Source organism: Actinoallomurus soli, assembly GCF_024055715.1.
Taxonomy (GTDB): domain Bacteria; phylum Actinomycetota; class Actinomycetes; order Streptosporangiales; family Streptosporangiaceae; genus Actinoallomurus; species Actinoallomurus soli.
The window spans coordinates 52,877-69,899 of sequence record NZ_JAMXMV010000005.1; the positions used below are offsets into that span (position 1 = coordinate 52,877).

The following is a 17,023-nucleotide window of genomic DNA, read 5'->3' on the forward strand; positions in this document are numbered from 1 at the left end:
GACCGGGCCCGTGCCCGGTGAAGGGCACGGGCCCGGTCGGAGACGGGACGGGGTCAGAGATGGGTCAGGCGCCAGAGGCCGCGGCCGTGGGTGGCGACCAGGAGGGCGGAGCCCGACGGGGAGAGCGACAGGTCGGCGGCGACGGCGTGCGGCAGGCCGCGGCCCAGCCGCGACCAGCGGGCCGGCGTCCGGGTGTCGGCGACGTAGACCAGGTGGTCGGTGGCGAGGACGAGGTGTCCCTGCCACACGACCAGGTCGTCACCGGGCACGTCGGGCAGGTTGCCGCTGATGTCGGTCCAGGTGGCGCCGCCGTTCCTCGACTCGAAGACGTGGCCGACGCCCGCGTTCGGGATCCAGTGGCGCGAGTAGCCGCTGAAGACGACGTAGACGTGGGCCGGGTCGGCCGGATCGGTGGTGATCGCCGCGACGTACCGGTTCGGCAGGTTCGGCGCGTTGATCGTGTGCCAGGTGCCGCCGTAGTTCGTGGCCAGGCCGCGGACGAACCCGGTGCCCTCGTCGTCGAGCGGGTTGCAGGGCCCGCACCAGCCCGCGTAGCTCACCCCGTGATTCGTCTCCACGGCCGTGATCGAGCTGCCGTCGCCGGCGTCGAAGACCGGCTTCCAGTCACAGGTCGCTCCGGAGCAGGTCGTGTCGAAGCCCTTCGTCGACTCCCATACATACCGGCCGCCGGTGATCCAGTGGTTCAGGTCGGCCGCGTCGTGCTCGAACGGCGCGATGAACCGGGGGCTCGGGTCGCAGCCGGGGAGGTCCGGGTTCCACTCGCAGGCGGGGGAGATCAGCCGGAACGACGGCGTGGTGCCGTCCGAGCGCCCGCCGTTGACGGTGACCGCGATCGAGGCGTCGGTGTACTCCACCGCGGCGCGGTCGGAGTCGCCCGGGTCGACCAGCACGTCCCCGCCGTCACCGCCGAACGGGGACACCATCTTCGGGGAGCGGCCCGGCAGGAGGCTGGTGCCGTTGTCCTGCAGCCCGCCCCAGATCCCGGTGCCGCCCTGCGGGTCGCGGCCGGTCTCGGCGTAGTAGTACTGCAGGGTGTGCAGGTCACGGTTCAGGTCCCGCCACCCCGCGACGGTGCCCAGGGACGTCGGCCGCGACCACACGCCGCCGTCGTTGCCGACGTACAGCGTGCCGTCGCCGCCGATGGCGATGCCGTGCTGGTCGGGGTGGGTCGTGAAGGGGCATTTGTCCGGCCCGCCCGGCGTGTAGCACTGCGGGACGAGGTTCCAGTACGGGGCGATGGCGTGCCAGGTCCGCCCGCCGTCACGGGTCTCGAAGACCTCCTCCAGACCGAGGTAGACGTGGTTCGGGTCGGCGGGATCGACCCTGATGTACTCGTCGTACCAGGCCTGGATGCCAGGCTCGTACGTCGAGGGGAAGCTCAGCGCGGAGCCCGACCGCGCGAGCACGGCCGCGTCGGCGACCTGCGTCCAGGGGCCGTTCGGGTCGCCGTTCGCCGACTTGTACACGCCCTTCAGCGCGGTGCTCTGCGCGGGGGCGGGCGGTCCGTCGTTGGTGTAGTCCGGCGACTGGATCACCGCGTACAGGGCGTCACCCTTGGGGGTGTAGGACAGACTCGTCCGGCCGATGTCGGAGTTGTCCAGGCCGGCCGGGGTGATCCGGGTGAAGCTGCCCGCCGCCCCGCCCCTGCCCGACAGGTAGAAGCCGTTGTAGTCGGATCCGCCGCGCCAGCCGAGGACGGCGAGGACGCTCTGCCCGCCGCTGCCGGGCCGGACCGCCACGTCGGTGATGAACGACGTCTGGTACGGCGAGTCGGTCGGGTTCGGGTCCGGCTTGAGGACCAGGCTCCAGGGCGTGCCGGCCGGATCCCGGCGGTCGCGGCGCCACAGGCCCCGGCTGGTCGCCGCGAAGACGTAGCGGTCGCTCGCGGTGATGGAGAAGATCAGGCTGTTGCGCAGCTCGGCCCCACCGACCTGCCGGAACGTACGGCCGTGGTCGGTGGAGCGCCAGACGCCCTGACCCGCGTACGAGTCGGAGCTCGTGTTGGCCTCGCCGGTGCCGACCCACAGCGAATGGTCCGACGGGTCGACCCAGAGCGCGCCGATGGAGGACGTCACCTCGTGCTGGAAGGTCGGGCTCCAGTGCCGGCCGCCGTCGCGGGAGGTCCACACGCCGCCGTCGGCGAACCCGGCGTACAGCCACCCGCCGTCGGTCGCGAGCGCGGTGTTCCGGCCGGACACCAGGCCCCAGCCCGCGCCGTAGTTCGACCAGACCGGGTCGGCGTACCCGGCGGCGTCGTTGTCGTACGGTCCCGTCGTCACCTGCGACCAGGCGCCACCGCGGACCGGCAGCCGGCCGGCCTGCGCGGCCGCCTCGCCGAGCGCGGCGCCGGGGACCTGGAGCCCGGGGGAGGTCCGGGCCTCCGACCACTGGGCGCTGCCCTCGAGCACCTCGCTGCCGGACTCGGCCTCCCGGTCCGTGGCGGCGGCGCGCTCGCGCGTCTTCTGCAGGCGGTGGTTGGCGTCGAACTGACGCCGCGCCGACGCGGGCGGGGTCGGCTTCGTCGACGGCGCGGCGAGCGCGGGAACCGCCCCGCCGACGAGCGCCGCGGCTGCAGCGAGGGAGATGAGCAGACGTCTTTGTCGCATCAGGGACCTTCCACGCAAGATCAGGGCCACGCGGAGCCTAGAGCCGCGTTGATCTACGCGGAAGGTGTCGAAGCAGGCCACGATCGGCCAATCCGGGCACCGGCGCCGGACGGCCGCCGGGACCGGCCCGCCCGACGCTCTGTGTGTGAACGGGAACGCCGGCCGTACGAACCAGCGGGTGCAGGCCTGCCTCGTTCGCTGACTCACCGTCGTCTCGTGCGGGCCGGGCGGGCGGAGCTGCGGGTTCGGCCGACCTCGGTCTTCGGAGGGCCGGACCGAGGGTGCAGACTTGCGAACCATGAGTTACCTGGCCGCCGAGAACAGATATGACCAGATCCCCTACCGCCGGACGGGGCGCAGCGGGCTGAAGCTGCCCGCCGTCTCCCTGGGGCTATGGCACAACTTCGGAGACGACAAGCCGCTGGAGACGCAGCGGGCGATCCTGCGCCGCGCGTTCGACCTGGGCGTGACCCACTTCGACCTGGCGAACAACTACGGCCCGCCGTACGGGTCGGCGGAGACCAACTTCGGGCGGATCTTCCGGGAGGACTTCCGGCCGTACCGCGATGAGCTCGTGCTGTCGACCAAGGCGGGCTATGACATGTGGCCCGGGCCGTACGGCGAGTGGGGGTCGCGGAAGTACCTGCTCGCCAGCCTGGACCAGTCGCTCGCCCGGATGGGCGTGGACTACGTCGACATCTTCTACAGCCACCGGTTCGACCCGGAGACGCCCCTCGAGGAGACGATGGGCGCGCTCGACCACGCCGTGCGGTCGGGCAAGGCGCTGTACGCCGGCATCTCCTCCTACTCGCCGGAGCGCACCGCCGAGGCCGCCGCGATCCTGCGCGAGATGGGCACCCCGCTGCTGATCCACCAGCCGTCGTACTCCATGCTGAACCGCTGGATCGAGGGCGGCCTGCTGGACACCCTCGAACAGGAGGGGGTCGGCTGCATCGCGTTCTCGCCGCTGGCGCAGGGCATGCTGACCGACAAGTACCTGCACGGCATCCCCGAGGGCTCGCGGGCCAGCCAGGACAAGTCGCTGTCCCCGGACCTGCTCACCGAGCAGACCCTCAAGCACGTCCGCACGCTGAACGAGATGGCCGAGGAACGCGGCCAGACGCTGGCCCAGATGGCCATCGCCTGGACGCTGCGCGACCAGCGGGTCACGTCCGCCCTCATCGGGGCGAGCAGCGTGGCGCAGCTGGAGGACAGCCTCGGCGCGCTGAAGAACCTGGACTTCAGCGCTGAGGAACTCGCCGCGATCGACCGTGACGCGGTCGAGGCCGGCATCAACCTCTGGGCCGCCTCCAGCGCCCACTGATCTTCACACGGCGATGAGCAGGGTGGCCGCGCCCGCGCCGATGAGCGCGGCCGCCCACAGCCGGTCGAGGTTGAACCAGGCGCGGCGCAGGATCGCCAGGCCGACGACCTCGTACACGATCACGGCGATCGTGCCGGCGACGACGAACATGGCGAGCGTGTGCACGCCCGTCACGAAGATCGCCGCCGTCACCGCGCTGCCCGCGCCCGACGCCATCCCGTGGGAGTGGCCGGGCACGGTCACCGCGCCGTGGGTCAGCACGGGCAGCAGCATGAGCCCGGCCCCGTGCGCCGACGACATCAGGAACGACCAGCAGGCGAGCTGCCAGAGCGTCAGCCGCATGCCCACCCACCGGAAGTGCCGGCTGGACAGCAGCCGCCACAGCCCGAATCCGACCAGCACGGCCCCGCCGCCGATCGACACGATCCGGGAGGTCAGCACCGATCCCGTGACCGTGACGACGGCCGCGACCAGGAACACCGACGCGGCGTGCCCGGCCGCGATCGCCGGCAGCGACTGCAGGACCAGGGCACGGGACCGCTCCTGCAGGCCACGGGCCACGGCGAACAGCCAGCCCATGCCGGGGTTCAGCCCGTGGAAGGCGCCGAGAGCGACCAGCGCCACGAGCGAACCGTCGTTCATGGTCATGGGTAGCAGTACGAGTCGGAGGACGCGTCTCCGCCCTGGAGGCGGGTCTGATGCGGGCGCAGCCCGCGGAAGTCGTCGCCGTGCGGGAAGAACCTCTCGTCGATGGTGAAGCCGTCACCCGAGTCGATCTTCGCGGCCCAGGCGCCGACGCCGTCCGGGTAGAACTGGTCGTCCCAGGAGCCGTACAGCGAGTTCGTGACGTAGACGCGCCGGCCGTCGCGGCTGACCTCGACCATCTGCGGGCCGCCGGCGAGCGGAAGATCGGGTGCCGCCGGGTGCGGGGTGCGGCGCACGATCCCGCCGATCCGCACCGATCCGGCCTCGACCGGGTGGAAGGGGTCGGACACGTCGTACCGCTTGAGCTCGCCGGTGCCCCAGCAGGAAACGTAGAGGTAACGGTCGTCCACCGACAGGTCGATGTCGGTGACGAGCGGCGGCACCGCGCCGAACGGCGCGATCACCGGCGGCAGATCCGCGGCACCGGGAGGTCGGTCGGGGCCGGTCGGTCGGGGTGAGACAGCGGGCTCGGCGGGAATGGTGATGACCTTGCGGGCCTTGAACTCGCCGTCCTCGCGGTACCACATCCAGACCGAGGCGGACAGGTCCTCGACGCTGACGACGACGCCGGCGAAGCCGTAGGTCTTCGTCGGGTCATGTGCGGGGCGCAGCTCCAGGACCATCTGGTGCTCGTCGCCGAGGTCGACCGTCTGGACGTGGCGGCGCTTGCGCAGGTCCCAGAAATGCAGGGCGTGGCCGTACTTGCGGCCGAGCAGCAGCTCGGCGTTCACGCCGTCCTCGATCATCGACGGCGTGCCCCACTCGGAGGTGACCATGACGTCCTGCGTGAGGTGCCACCAGAAGTCGTACGCGAGGTGCTGCGGTCCTCGGTCCGCCTCCCAGGCCCCCACGACCTCGAACGAGTCGTGGTCGAGCACCGCGATCCCGCCGGGCCCGTCGCTTCCTTCCCGACCAACCGACCCCGACCGACCTCCCGGCCCGTTCGCACCGCCGAGCGCGGAGACGTACAGCCCGTCGGGTCCGCAGTGGACCGTGTGCGGCCGGGAGTACCCGGCGCGGCCGGCCAGCTCCTCCGGCTCGATCACCTTGACGATCGACGGTTTGAGGGGGTCGTCCTTGACGTCCAGGATGTGGATCCGGGAGGAGCGCAGGCCCGGCACGACGAGGTAGCGCCGCTCGACGTGGGGGTGCGGGGCGTTGGGGCACAGGGCGCTGCTGCAGGCGTTCCACCCGAAGTGGTGCAGCTCGTCGCCGGTGTGGGGCAGGTCCGTCCAGCCGACCACGGAGCCGTACGAGGTGGAGTCCGGGTCGACGTCGACGACGGCGATCGCGTCGGGCCGCCGGGCCGACCGGTCGAACGCCGCGATGTACGCGAGCGTCTCGGGCGGGGCGTTCACCGCTTCCCGGGGGGACGGATAGAAGGTCGGGTCCGGTCTCCACAGAGCCATGTCAACGCTCCTTCGGACGGTGGTGTCGTCACTCACCGTGCAGGCGCTCTTACGGATTCATCCTGTCCCAAGTTCCCTATTGAATCAATGGGGATTACGGCGGCGCCCGAAACCGGCATTGGTGCTGGCTGCCGGACCTCCGGCCCGGGGCCGTGGCGCCGGCGCGGCCGGAGCGACGCGTCCCGAGCATCGGGCCGGATGGGACTCCAGAGGCGCTGGGGTACCCGGGTGACCAGACACCGCACTCGATGCTGGCAAAATCAGATCGTGTGACCGACCTCGTGCAGCTGCTCACCCCCGAGGGGGAGCGGATCGACCATCCCGGATATCCCTTCGAGATCAGCGCGGAGGAGGCCCGGGCCCTGTTCCGCGACATGACGCTCGTGCGACGGCTCGACCTCGAGGCGATGGCGTTGCAGCGGCAGGGCGAGCTGGGCCTGTGGGCGCCGCTCCTCGGGCAGGAGGCGGCGCAGATCGGCACCGCCCGCGCCCTGCGGCCGGAGGACTTCGTCTTCCCGAGCTACCGCGAGCACGGCTTCGCCTACTGCAGGGGGATCCCGCCGGCCAACCTCCTGGAGCTGTGGCGGTGCACCTCCTACAGCGGCTGGGACGCCGAGAAGTTCCGGATGGCCGGGTACACGCTGGTCATCGGCGCGCACACGCTCCAGGCCGTCGGCTACGCCATGGGCGTGCAGCGCGACGGGGCGGCGGAGGCGGTGCTGGCCTGCTTCGGTGACGGCGCGACCAGCCAGGGCGACGTGAACGAGGCGTTCGTGTGGGCGGCCGCGCAGAACGCGCCCGTCGTCTTCCTCTGCCAGAACAACCACTGGGCGATCTCCGCGCCGACGGAGACGCAGGCCCGGGTGCCCATCTACCGCCGGGCGGCGGGCTTCGGGTTCCCCGGCGTGCGGGTCGACGGCAACGACGTGTTCGCCTCCCTCGCCGTGGCCCGCACGGCGCTGGAGCGGGCGCGGGCCGGTGAGGGACCGACGCTCATCGAGGCCGACACCTACCGGATGAGCGCGCACACCAGCTCCGACGACCCGAAGCGCTACCGGGCCGACGCCGAGGTCGAGGAGTGGCGGCTGAAGGACCCGATCGAGCGGCTCCGCCTCTACCTGACCAAGAACGAGCTGGCCGGCGAGGACTTCTTCACGGCACTCGACGCCGAGGCGGACGAGCTCGGGGCGCGGGTCCGCGCGGAGTGCCGGGCGCTGCCCGACCCGGACCCGCGCGAGATGTTCGATCACGTGTACGCCGACGCCCACGCGCAACTGGCCGAAGAACGGGCGGCCTTCCTCGCCTACCTCGACACGTTCGCCGACTGACGGGAATGATGGTGCCGAACGCCGCACGTGGCGGGCGCGCCGCCGGCCGGTCCACCGGTCCGGGGGAGGGGGATGCCGCCGCGCGCGGACCGTTCGTCTACGATTTTTTGCGTCTCGGCATCCGCGGTGGTGACCGTGCCGACGACGGCCCGCACCGCCGCCACTCCAAGGAGAACCGTTGAGCAGCCCGAGTACCAAAGACAACCTCGATCTCGCCGAGCACGCGCGGGATCTGGCCGACCGCGCGCCGGCCGGATCGCTGGAGAAGGCCGCCGCCGGATCCGTCGCCGTCACGTGCGCGACCACCCGTGACTTCGCGCAGGCGCGGACCGTCCTGGACGGCGTCGTCCCGGCCGACGTACGCCAGGCGGCGATCGCCCTGCTCGAACGGCTCGCCGCCGACCAGGCCTGATCCTGGATCTTTGCGGTGAGCCCGGGGAGACCTCGCCCCGGGGCGCCGTGGTGCCGTCCTGCCCGGCCGTCGTCTCCGGCCGGGACGGAACACAGGGTGCCATCTCGGTAGAATCCCGACTGTGGCCGAGCCCAAGTTCGAGATACAGATGCTGCACGACCGCGTCATGGTGCGCCCCGAGAAGGAGTCGGGAGAGCGCCGCAGCAGCGGAGGCATCGTGATCCCCGCGACCGCAGAGCAGTCCAACCGGCTGGTGTGGGGCGAGGTCTGCGGAGTCGGTCACAACGTGCGCAGCGTCAAGGTCGGCGACATGGTGCTGTACCACGACGAGGACCAGTACCAGGTCGAGGTGCAGGGTGAGCAGTACCTCGTGATGCGCGAGCGCGACCTGCACGCCGTCGCCAACGAGCGCCCCGAGTACGGCACCGGCCTCTACCTCTGACCTTCGCCCGGCCCGTCACCCGGCGGCGTGCCGGGCCCGTTCACCCGGCGATGCGCCGGGGCCCGCGTCAGCGGGGCAGCGTGTAGGCCGACAGGCGGGTGTAGACGCCCGGATAGCCCGGACGCGCGCAGCCGTACGCCCAGGAGGTCAGACCGGCGAGCCGGCCCTGCAGGATGAGCGGGCCTCCGCTGTCGAACTGGCACGTGTCGGCCTGCGGCGAACCCGCGCACACCATGCCCTTGGCGTCGAAGGCGTGGCCGTACGCCGACGCGCACCGCGTGTCCGAGACGATCGGCACGGTCGCCTCGCGGAGCCGTGCGTTGAACAGGTCCCGCTCCGAGGTCGTGCCCCAGCCGAGCACCCGGGCCTCGGCCCCCGGCGGATACGCGCCGTACGAGCCGATCAGCGGAACGGGCAGGCGGCTCACGGGCCGGGTGAGCGTGAGGAGCGCGACGTCGTCGTGCTCGACCGTCTCGCCCTGGAACGACGTCTCGTGGAAGCCGGGGTTCACCCAGATCTTCTTGACCTGGACGCTCTCGCCGTCCTTCTTCGTCAGGTCGGCGCGGCCGAAGACGGCGCTGAGCAGACCCGGCACCTGGCGCAGGAAGTTGACGCAGTGCGCGGCCGTCACGACCTTGTCGGGCGCGACGAGAGCGCCGCCGCAGAACTGCCCGGACGGCCTGATCAGGAACGCCGGAGTGCCGATCGCCGCGAGCCACGGCGGCGGGGCGGCGGGCGATCCGCCGACGACGGCGTTCGCCGGGGGCGCCGTCAGGCCGGCGCACAGGGCCAGGGCCGACAACGCGACCGCCGCGGTGCGGCGCGGGAACAGGGGCATGGGGGGACACCTCCGTTCGGTCCGCCTGAAAACCTAACGGCACCGGGCCCGTCGCGCGAGGGGCATCGGCGGGCCGGGGGGCGGCCGCGACTCGGCGCATCGACCCCGGAGCGGCTGGACTGGCGCGTGATCCGGGGTCGGCGGGCGACGGCCGCGGCCGGTTCAGTCGTATCGGCGGCCGGTGCGCGAGGAGAGACGTCCCGCGAGATTTCGGGGAATCAGCTTGCCGAGCCCGACCAGGGCCTTGTACTGCGCGCCGGGCACGCTGACCGTGACACCCCGCCGGAGGTCGCGCAGCGCGTCCGCGACGACACGGTCGGCGTCCAGCCAGAGGGGCTCCGGGATGCGCGAGACGTTCATCCTCGCCCGGTCGTGGAACTCGGTGTGCACGAAACCGGGGCACAGAGCCATGACGTGGACGCCCGGGACGTCCGCGGCGACGCCCTGGCTGAACCCCACCACCCACGCCTTCGACGCCCCGTACGTGCCGCGCGAGAAGAACGCGGCCACCGAGGCGACGTTGATGACGCCGCCCCGGCCGCGCTCCCGCATGCCCGGCAGGGCCGCGTACGTCAGCCGCAGCACCGCCTCGCAGTGCACGCGCAGCATCGTCAGTTCGTCCTCGAGAGGCACCTCCAGGAAACGCCCCTTGTTCCCGAAGCCGGCGTTGCCGCAGTCCTCGGCGGTGCGGGCCAGCCGCTCCCCGTCGCGGGCGAGCAGGATCAGATGGAAGCCGTCCGCGGCGAGCCGCCGGGCGAACGCCGCGCCGATCCCCGAGGTGGCGCCGGTGATGAGGGCAGTGGGCATGGCCTCAGGGTATCCGCCACCCGATTCACCGATCTTGCCGTCGGCGTACCGACGTGGGCGCCTCGGCGCGGGCCCACCGACGTGGGCGCCCCGCCGGGGGCGTACCGACGGGCGCCTCGACGCGGTCGCGGAGCACCGGGCGCCGCGTGGAGCCGCCCGCCCGTGCGCGTGTGGCCGGCGCGCCGGTCAGGCGAGGCAGCGCAGGGCGTCGCGGAGGCCGGGGTCGAGCGGGTGGTCTCCGGGCAGGCGGCCCACGGTCGCCTCGACGAACTCCGCCGGGGTGAGCCGGCCCAGCGCCTGCGGCGTCCGCACGATCAGGTCGCCGTCGTCGTCCTCGGCGACCTCGGCCGGGGAGCCCTTCTCCTCCAGCGCGAACCGGCCGACCACCACGCGCCAGGCCGTGCGCTCGCGGGCGTCGTCGACCGGCACGCCGACGTCGTCGCCGTGGGTGGCGTACTCGGAGGCGTAGTGGAACGCCTGGAGGCCGACGGGGTACGGCCCCGCCATCGTGGGCAGCCGCGCATCGCGGCCGAGATCGCGCATCCGCCGGCGGGTGTCGCCGTTCCGGGTGCGCCACTCGTCGAGCACCTCTTCCACGGGCATGGTCCGGCGGGTGCGCACGCACCAGTCGTTGAAGCCCGCGAGGCCGGAGACGCCGTTCTTCTCCAGGCGGGTCCACAGGCCTTCGAGGTCGTCGTGGAGGCAGGCGTGGTTGTAGTCCTCCTCGCCGGCGAGATGGGCGAGGACGTCGCGGACCGTCCAGCCCTCGCAGCGGGACGGCCGCGCCCAGTCGTCGTCCTTCAGGCCGCTGAAGAAGCGGTCGAGGCGCTCGGCCTCGGCGTCGAAGATGGCGAACGGGTCGAGATCATCGAGTGTTGTCACGCTCGTCCTCCTGCCCTGAAGACACCGGTCCATTCCGGTACGGCATCCGCCCGGCGCGGTCTCCCGGGGAACGCCGGCTCAGTGGCGGTAGTGGAAGCCGACGCCGTACCGCGCGAGCTTGGCGGACCTGCTGACCTTGACCGCGGTGAGGGTGAAGTGCCCGACCGTGACGGACTGCGGAGTCGCCGAGGCGGTGATCCTGCGGCTGGCGTGGCCGGACACGTCGGTCAGGATGATCTTCACCTGCCCGGCGTGGACGGCCCCGGTCTGCACGCGAAGGCCGGCCGCGGTCCTCGTCGTGCCGGCGGCCTGCCACCAGGCCGCCGCCTTGCCGTGGCGCTTCGCGGGCGAGTGCGACGCGGTGGGCCGCGGGGACGGAGACCTCTTCCGGGCGGTGGCCTGTTCGCGCCGGGCCGCGCCGGCCGGGTCGCTGCAGCCCGCCAGCAGCCCGAGCGCGACGATCAAGGCCGGAAGGCGTACGCCTCCGCGCATTCTTCCTCCTCGTTGAGCGACGGTAGAACCTTAGTCGCTGGCGGGCGCCCCGGTGACCACGCCCGTTCTCCGGGGCGGTCCGACCGGCCCGAAGTCTCCTGGCGACCGTCGGGGCGCACGGCCTACAGTCGGCAGTGAAGGTGATCGACGCTTTTCCGAGATCCGGAGTGTGGAGATGCCCTACTACCGCGCCGTCGGGGAGATCCCCCGTAAACGGCACATCCAGTTCCGCAGACCGGACGGCGGGCTGTACGCCGAGGAACTGATGGGGGAGGAGGGGTTCTCATCCGACTCCTCGCTGCTCTATCACGTGAACCCGCCGACCGCGATCGTCAAGAGCGAGGGCGTGGACGTGCCCTCCCACGCCGCCGGGACGTCGCCCAACCACCCGCTCCTGCCACGCCATTTCAAGATGCACGAGCTGACGGCCGGGGGAGACCCGGTGCTCGGACGGCGGCTGCTGCTCGCCAACGACGACGTCCGCATCTCGTACGTGGCCGCCGACACGGACGGCGACCTGTACCGCAACTCGGCCGGTGACGAGTGCGTGTACGTCGAGGCCGGCCGGGCGCGGCTCGAATCGACGTACGGGGCGCTGGACGTCGGCCCCGGCGACTATGTCGTGATCCCGACCGGGACCATCCATCGGTTCGTGCGCACCGACCCCGCCGCGCCGCTGCGCCTCATCGTTTTCGAGGCGTCCGGGCACATCCGGCCGCCGAGGCGCTACCTGTCGCAGTACGGGCAGTTCCTGGAGCACGCGCCGTACAGCGAGCGCGACCTGCGCGGTCCGGCCGAGCCGCTGGTCCTGGAGGGGGAGGACGTGCCGGTGCTCGTCCGCACCCGCGCGGGCCTGTCCCGGCTGACCTACCGGAACCATCCGCTGGACGTCGTCGGCTGGGACGGCTGCCTCTACCCGTTCGCCTTCAACATCGCCGACTTCGAGCCGATCGTGAAGCGCACCCACGCGCCGCCGCCGGTGCACCAGACGTTCGAGGGGCCGAACTTCGTCATCTGCTCCTTCTGCCCGCGGCCGCTCGACTTCGACGCGGCGGCGATCCCGATCCCGTACAACCACCACAACGTCGACTCCGACGAGGTGATGTTCTACGTCGGCGGGGATTACACGGCGCGCCGGGGATCGGGAATCGACATCGGGTCGATAAGCCTGCATCCCTCCGGATTCACCCACGGCCCGGCGCCCGGCGCCGTGGAGGGCGTCATCGACGCGGTCGGGAAAGGTCACACGACGACCACGGAAACGGCCGTGATGATCGATACCTTCCGGCCGCTGAATATCGGCGGAGAGGCGTTCGCCGTCGAGGCGTCCGATTACGCCTGGACCTGGGCTCGCTGACCTTTCCGGCTCCGGGTGAAACGCCGGAGATGTCGAGGTGAGCGTGGCTCGAATCGGCCATTAGCGGCCTTCTCGGCATCTCCGGTCGGCGTCGCCAGTCTTACCTTTCCAACATCTCCCCAGGAATGCGACGCCTGCAAAAGTCGCAGGCGGTAATCGACGATGACCGAGTGTGAGCAAAGGTCGTCCGGGTAGTAGTGGCGATGGATCCGAAAGGCCACCGATAAAGGCGGCCGAAAAGGTCCGGGCAACGCAGTTCCTGCTACCTCAAAACGGAGATCTGCATGCGAAAGATGTACGCGCTCGGAACGGGAACGATGGCTCTCGCCGCAGTCGTGGGGACCGGTCTCGCCGCCCACGCCGACAAGGGCGTGACGCCCGCACGGCCGGCCGCCCACAAGGCGGCGACCGACGGCTACCAGATCGTCAACCTGCCCAACGCGAACGTCCCCGCCTTCCAGCGGCGCACCGTCTACTGCCCGGCCGGCAAACGCGCCATCGGCGGCGGTGGCGAGGCCCAGGGCAACGGGGCCATCCTCGTCGGCAGCTTCCCCACTCCCGACGGCCGCGGCTGGATCGCCCTGGGCCGGCAGATCGGCTACAGCACGGTCGGGATCAGCGTCTACGCGATCTGCGCGTACTGATCCGGACGCGGGCCGTTGCCCCGGGAGGGGACCGAGGGCCCGCGTGACCCGCACATTCGCGTGACCCCACGGCGCCGGCCGCCCGTTCCACGGGCGGCCGGCGTCTTCGTCGCCGCCCTCAGGCCAGAACGGGCACCGCCGCGAGAAGGGAACGGGTGTACTCATGCGTGGGAGAGGCGTACAACTTCTCCACGTCGGCGAGCTCCACGAGCGCGCCGCCGCGCAGCACCGCGACCCGGTCGCTGACCTGGCGGATCACCGCGAGGTCGTGGGACACGAAGACGATCGTCAGGCCGTACTCCTCCTGCACGTCGCGGAGCAGGTCGAGGATCTGCGCCTGCGTCGAGACGTCGAGCGCGGAGACCGCTTCGTCGCAGACCAGCAGCCTGGGCCGCAGCGCCAGCGCACGGGCGATGCCCACGCGCTGGCACTGCCCGCCGGAGAACTCGTGCGGGTAGCGGTCATGCCGCGCCGGGTCCAGGCCGACGCGCTCCATCAGCTCCCGCGCCGTCCTGCGCGCCTCGCCGTCGGGCACGCCGCGGACCCGCAGCGGGTCGGCGATGCCGTCGCCGACGGTGCGCCGGGGATTCAGCGAGGACGCCGGGTCCTGGAACACCATCTGCATGTCCCGCCGGATGCGGCGCAGCCGCCTGTCCGGCAGCCCGGTGATCGTCTCGCCGCCGAAGACGATCCGCCCCGACGTCGGAGGCAGCAGCCCCACCATCATCCGTACGAGCGTGGTCTTGCCGCTGCCGCTCTCCCCGACGACGCCGAGGGTCTCGCCGCGCCGTACGTCGAGCGAGACGTCGTCCACGGCACGCGTCGTCTCGCGTCGCAGGCCGCGTCCGGGCCGCCGGAACTCCCGCGTGACGCCGGCCACGGTCAGCAGGGGCTCCCCGGGCACGGGCCGGGCGTCCCGTGGGGCGTCGATGCGGGGCACGGCGTCGAGGAGCGCCCGGGTGTACGGCCGCGCCGGAGCGCGCAGCACCTCACGCACCGGGCCGCGCTCGACGATCTCGCCCCGGTGCATGACGAGGACCTCATCGGCCGACCGTGACACGACGCCGAGGTCGTGCGTGACGAGCAGCAGCGCCATCCCGGTGTCGGCGCGGAGTTCGTCGAGCAGGTCCAGGATCTGCGCCTGCACGGTGACGTCGAGGGCGCTGGTGGGTTCGTCGGCGACGAGGATCTCCGGTTCGCAGGCCAGCGCCATCGCGATGAGGGCCCGCTGCCGCATGCCGCCGGAGAACTCGTGCGGACGCGCCCGGGCCCGCCGCGCCGCGTCCGGGATGCCGACCCGGTCGAGCACCTCCACCGCCCGCGTCCACGCGGCCCGGCGATCGGCGCCCGAGTGGACGCGGTACACCTCGGCGATCTGGTCGCCGATCCGGTAGTAGGGATCGAGCGCCGTCATCGGATCCTGGAAGATCATCGCGATGCGCCCGCCCCGCACCCGGCGGACTCCTTCGTCGTCGAGCCCGTTGACCTCCACGCCGTCCGGGCCGCCGAGGAGGATCCGGCCGGTGACCCGCGCGTCGGTGTTCCGGTGCAGGCCGAGGAGGGCGAGCGCCGTCGTGCTCTTGCCGGACCCCGACTCCCCGACCACGCCGAGCGCGGCACCGGCGGTCAGGTCGAACGAGACCCCGTCGACGGCGCGGAACGCGCCCGCGCCGGTGGAGTACTCGACGCTCAGCTCGCGCACCGACAGGACGACGTCCCCGCCCTCCCCGCCGTTTCGCCCGGTGCCGGGTTCGCCGACCGGCGAGGTCATGTCAGGACCACCCTTCGATCGACCGCCGCGTACAGGAGGTCGGCGGCGGTGTTGGCCAGGACGACGGCCAGTCCCGCCGTCAGGGTCAGCCCGGCCACCACCGGCAGGTCGACGTTGTTCGACGACTGGACGATCAGCTGACCGATGCCGGGGAGCCCGAACAGCGTCTCGGTGAGCATCGCGTTGACCAGGACCGCGCCGAACTCCACCGCGTTGATCGAGATCAGCGGGGTGAGGGCGCCGCGCAGCGCGTGCCGTCCGATGACGCGGCGCTCGGGCAGGCCGTACGCGCGGAAGGTCCGGATGTGGTCCTCCGACAGGGTCTCCAGCATGCCGGTGCGCGTCAGCCGCGTGAAGATCGCCGACTGCAGGATCGTCAGCGTCAGCCACGGCAGGATGAGGTTGCGCGCCCAGCCCACCGGATCCTCGGTCAGCGGCACGTACACCGGGAAGTCCAGCCACTTCAGCCAGCCGCAGAACACCATGAGCAGCAGCAGGCCGCTCACGAACACCGGGGTGCCGAGGCCGCCGAGAACGAAGACGGTGACGAGGCGGTCGGTGAGCCGTCTCTCGCGCAGGGCCGACACCAGGCCGAGGGCGACGCCGGTGACGGTCCACAGGACGAGCGCGCCGGTGGTGAGGGACAGCGACACCGGCAGCCGCTGGGCGATCAGCGAGAGCACCGGAAGGTCCGTCTGGAACGAGTAGCCCAGGCACGGCGCCGCGCAGTGGCTGACGTCCGGCCCCGAGCTGTAGTCCCGGCCGACGATCAGGCCCTCCAGGAAGTGCCAGTACTGGGCGGTGATCGGCTGGTCGAGACCGAGCTCGTGGTGGATGGAGGCCAGCCGGCCGCCGTCACAGCCCTTCCCGCAGACGAGCACCGCCGGGTCGGCGGGGATGGCGTAGAAGATGCCGTAGACGATGGCGGTCATGACGAGCAGCAGCACGAGCAGGCTGCCGAGACGGCGGAGCAGGTAGAGGGTCACCGGCCGCCTCGCAGGGACGCCTTGGGATCCAGGGCCGCGCGCAGCCCGTCCGCGAACAACGTGAACGCCAGCACGGCGGTCAGCAGCGACAGGCCCGGTACGAGCACGTACATCGGATCGGCGCGGAACCAGGTCGTGGCGGTCGACAGCATCTGCCCCCAGGAGGAGGTCGGCGGGTGCACGCCCACGCCGAGGAAGGACAGTCCCGCCTCGGACACCATGTTCGCCGGCAGCAGGATCGCCGCGTAGGTGAGGACCTGCGGCAGCGCGCCGGGCAGGATCTCGCGCAGCGCGATCCGGGCCGGCGACGCGCCCGACAGCCGGGCCGCGGCGACGTAGTCCCGGCTCTTGAGGGACAGCACCTGCCCCCGGGTGAGCCGGGCCGTGCCGCCCCAGTTGAACAGCCCGATGACCAGCATCAGCAGCACCGGCCGGGGGAACGACTGCGGCACGATCGCCAGCAGCGCGATGGCGAACATCAGCTGCGGGAACGAGATGGCCAGATCGATGAGCCGGCCCAGCGTGGCGTCGACCCACCGGCCGCCGAACCCCGCGGCCAGCCCGATCGCCACGCCGAGCAGCAGCTGCACGACGAGCGTGCCGAAGGCGACGGTGAAGGAGATCCGCGCCCCGTACAGCGCACGCGCGAAAAGGTCGCGCCCGGTGGTCGGCTCGACGCCCAGCCAGTGCTCGGCTCCGAGCCCTCCCAGCGCGCCGCGCGGCACGCCGCCGCGCGCGGAGTCCAGGAGCTGGGTGTGGAAGGTGGTCGTGTCCTGTCCCTCCAGCGCGGCCAGCAGCGGCGCGAGGACGGCGGCCAGGATGAGCACGGTGGTGACGACCAGGCCGGCCATCGCGGGCCGGTCCGACCGCAGACGGCGCAGCACCTGCCGGGCCCGGGCCGGCGACCCGGAGACCGCGGCCCCCGGATCGCCGATCTCCGCGACGAGCTCGGTCACGGGACCTCCTTCGTCGGAGAGGTGACCAGAGGTGCTGTGCTCA

At 72.0% G+C, this 17,023-nt stretch carries 16 protein-coding genes; 6 read left to right on the top strand and 10 right to left on the bottom strand.

The window, feature by feature from the left end; all coding sequences use genetic code 11:
• Nucleotides 1–53 precede the first annotated feature (53 nt).
• Nucleotides 54–2,627 (bottom strand): hypothetical protein, encoded by a 2,574-nt coding sequence (locus NDW01_RS14585; RefSeq protein WP_252820795.1) that lies wholly within the window; start codon nucleotides 2,625–2,627, stop codon nucleotides 54–56.
• A 298-nt stretch (nucleotides 2,628–2,925) separates the two neighbouring features.
• Between NDW01_RS14585 and mgrA the strand changes: the two genes are divergently transcribed.
• The gene (mgrA, locus tag NDW01_RS14590; RefSeq protein ID WP_252820797.1) at nucleotides 2,926–3,951 is read left to right on the top strand and encodes an L-glyceraldehyde 3-phosphate reductase; all 1,026 of its coding nucleotides are present in this window, start codon (nucleotides 2,926–2,928) and stop codon (nucleotides 3,949–3,951) included.
• 3 nt (nucleotides 3,952–3,954) lie between these two features.
• Here mgrA and NDW01_RS14595 read toward each other — a convergent pair whose 3' ends face one another.
• On the bottom strand, nucleotides 3,955–4,593 hold the full coding sequence (locus NDW01_RS14595; RefSeq protein WP_252821439.1) for a hypothetical protein: 639 nt from the start codon (nucleotides 4,591–4,593) through the stop codon (nucleotides 3,955–3,957).
• A 2-nt stretch (nucleotides 4,594–4,595) separates the two neighbouring features.
• Nucleotides 4,596–6,065 carry a selenium-binding family protein gene (locus NDW01_RS14600; RefSeq protein WP_252820798.1) on the bottom strand — a complete coding sequence of 490 codons (1,470 nt, stop codon included), beginning with the start codon at nucleotides 6,063–6,065 and terminating at the stop codon, nucleotides 4,596–4,598.
• 248 nt (nucleotides 6,066–6,313) lie between these two features.
• On the opposite strand from NDW01_RS14600, the gene pdhA reads away from it, so the two are divergent.
• The 3 genes from pdhA to NDW01_RS14615 all read left to right on the top strand — a co-directional run bounded on the left by pdhA (nucleotide 6,314) and on the right by NDW01_RS14615 (nucleotide 8,247).
• Entirely contained in the window at nucleotides 6,314–7,393 is a 1,080-nt protein-coding gene (pdhA, locus tag NDW01_RS14605; protein ID WP_252820799.1) for a pyruvate dehydrogenase (acetyl-transferring) E1 component subunit alpha, read from the top strand.
• 178 nt (nucleotides 7,394–7,571) lie between these two features.
• A complete protein-coding gene (locus NDW01_RS14610) occupies nucleotides 7,572–7,805 on the top strand; it encodes a hypothetical protein (protein WP_252820801.1) in 234 nt (77 codons plus the stop codon).
• 121 nt (nucleotides 7,806–7,926) lie between these two features.
• A complete protein-coding gene (locus tag NDW01_RS14615; RefSeq protein ID WP_252820802.1) occupies nucleotides 7,927–8,247 on the top strand; it encodes a GroES family chaperonin in 321 nt (106 codons plus the stop codon).
• 67 nt (nucleotides 8,248–8,314) lie between these two features.
• Here NDW01_RS14615 and NDW01_RS14620 read toward each other — a convergent pair whose 3' ends face one another.
• From NDW01_RS14620 to NDW01_RS14635, 4 genes are all read right to left on the bottom strand, one after another.
• Nucleotides 8,315–9,085 (bottom strand): serine protease, encoded by a 771-nt coding sequence (locus tag NDW01_RS14620; protein WP_252820804.1) that lies wholly within the window; start codon nucleotides 9,083–9,085, stop codon nucleotides 8,315–8,317.
• A gap of 162 nt (nucleotides 9,086–9,247) precedes the next feature.
• A complete protein-coding gene (locus tag NDW01_RS14625; protein ID WP_252820806.1) occupies nucleotides 9,248–9,892 on the bottom strand; it encodes an SDR family NAD(P)-dependent oxidoreductase in 645 nt (214 codons plus the stop codon).
• 186 nt (nucleotides 9,893–10,078) lie between these two features.
• On the bottom strand, nucleotides 10,079–10,774 hold the full coding sequence (locus NDW01_RS14630) for a maleylpyruvate isomerase family mycothiol-dependent enzyme (protein WP_252820808.1): 696 nt from the start codon (nucleotides 10,772–10,774) through the stop codon (nucleotides 10,079–10,081).
• Between the two features lie 78 nt (nucleotides 10,775–10,852).
• The gene (locus tag NDW01_RS14635; RefSeq protein ID WP_252820810.1) at nucleotides 10,853–11,266 is read right to left on the bottom strand and encodes a hypothetical protein; all 414 of its coding nucleotides are present in this window, start codon (nucleotides 11,264–11,266) and stop codon (nucleotides 10,853–10,855) included.
• A gap of 175 nt (nucleotides 11,267–11,441) precedes the next feature.
• Between NDW01_RS14635 and NDW01_RS14640 the strand changes: the two genes are divergently transcribed.
• Nucleotides 11,442–12,623, top strand: coding sequence for a homogentisate 1,2-dioxygenase (locus tag NDW01_RS14640; RefSeq protein ID WP_252820812.1), 1,182 nt, complete (start codon nucleotides 11,442–11,444; stop codon nucleotides 12,621–12,623).
• 284 nt (nucleotides 12,624–12,907) lie between these two features.
• The gene (locus tag NDW01_RS14645; RefSeq protein WP_252820815.1) at nucleotides 12,908–13,267 is read left to right on the top strand and encodes a hypothetical protein; all 360 of its coding nucleotides are present in this window, start codon (nucleotides 12,908–12,910) and stop codon (nucleotides 13,265–13,267) included.
• 118 nt (nucleotides 13,268–13,385) lie between these two features.
• On the opposite strand, the gene NDW01_RS14650 is transcribed toward NDW01_RS14645, so the two are convergent.
• Genes NDW01_RS14650 through NDW01_RS14660 form a run of 3 tightly spaced genes read right to left on the bottom strand, consistent with a single transcriptional unit; the run spans nucleotide 13,386 to nucleotide 16,980 of the window.
• Nucleotides 13,386–15,038: an ABC transporter ATP-binding protein gene (locus NDW01_RS14650; protein WP_252820817.1), complete on the bottom strand. Its 1,653-nt coding sequence runs from the start codon at nucleotides 15,036–15,038 to the stop codon at nucleotides 13,386–13,388.
• Nucleotides 15,035–16,024 (bottom strand): ABC transporter permease, encoded by a 990-nt coding sequence (locus tag NDW01_RS14655; RefSeq protein ID WP_252820819.1) that lies wholly within the window; start codon nucleotides 16,022–16,024, stop codon nucleotides 15,035–15,037. Before NDW01_RS14655 ends, NDW01_RS14650 begins: the two co-directional genes overlap by 4 nt.
• Nucleotides 16,021–16,980, bottom strand: coding sequence for an ABC transporter permease (locus NDW01_RS14660; protein WP_252820821.1), 960 nt, complete (start codon nucleotides 16,978–16,980; stop codon nucleotides 16,021–16,023). Before NDW01_RS14660 ends, NDW01_RS14655 begins: the two co-directional genes overlap by 4 nt.
• Nucleotides 16,981–17,023 lie beyond the last annotated feature (43 nt).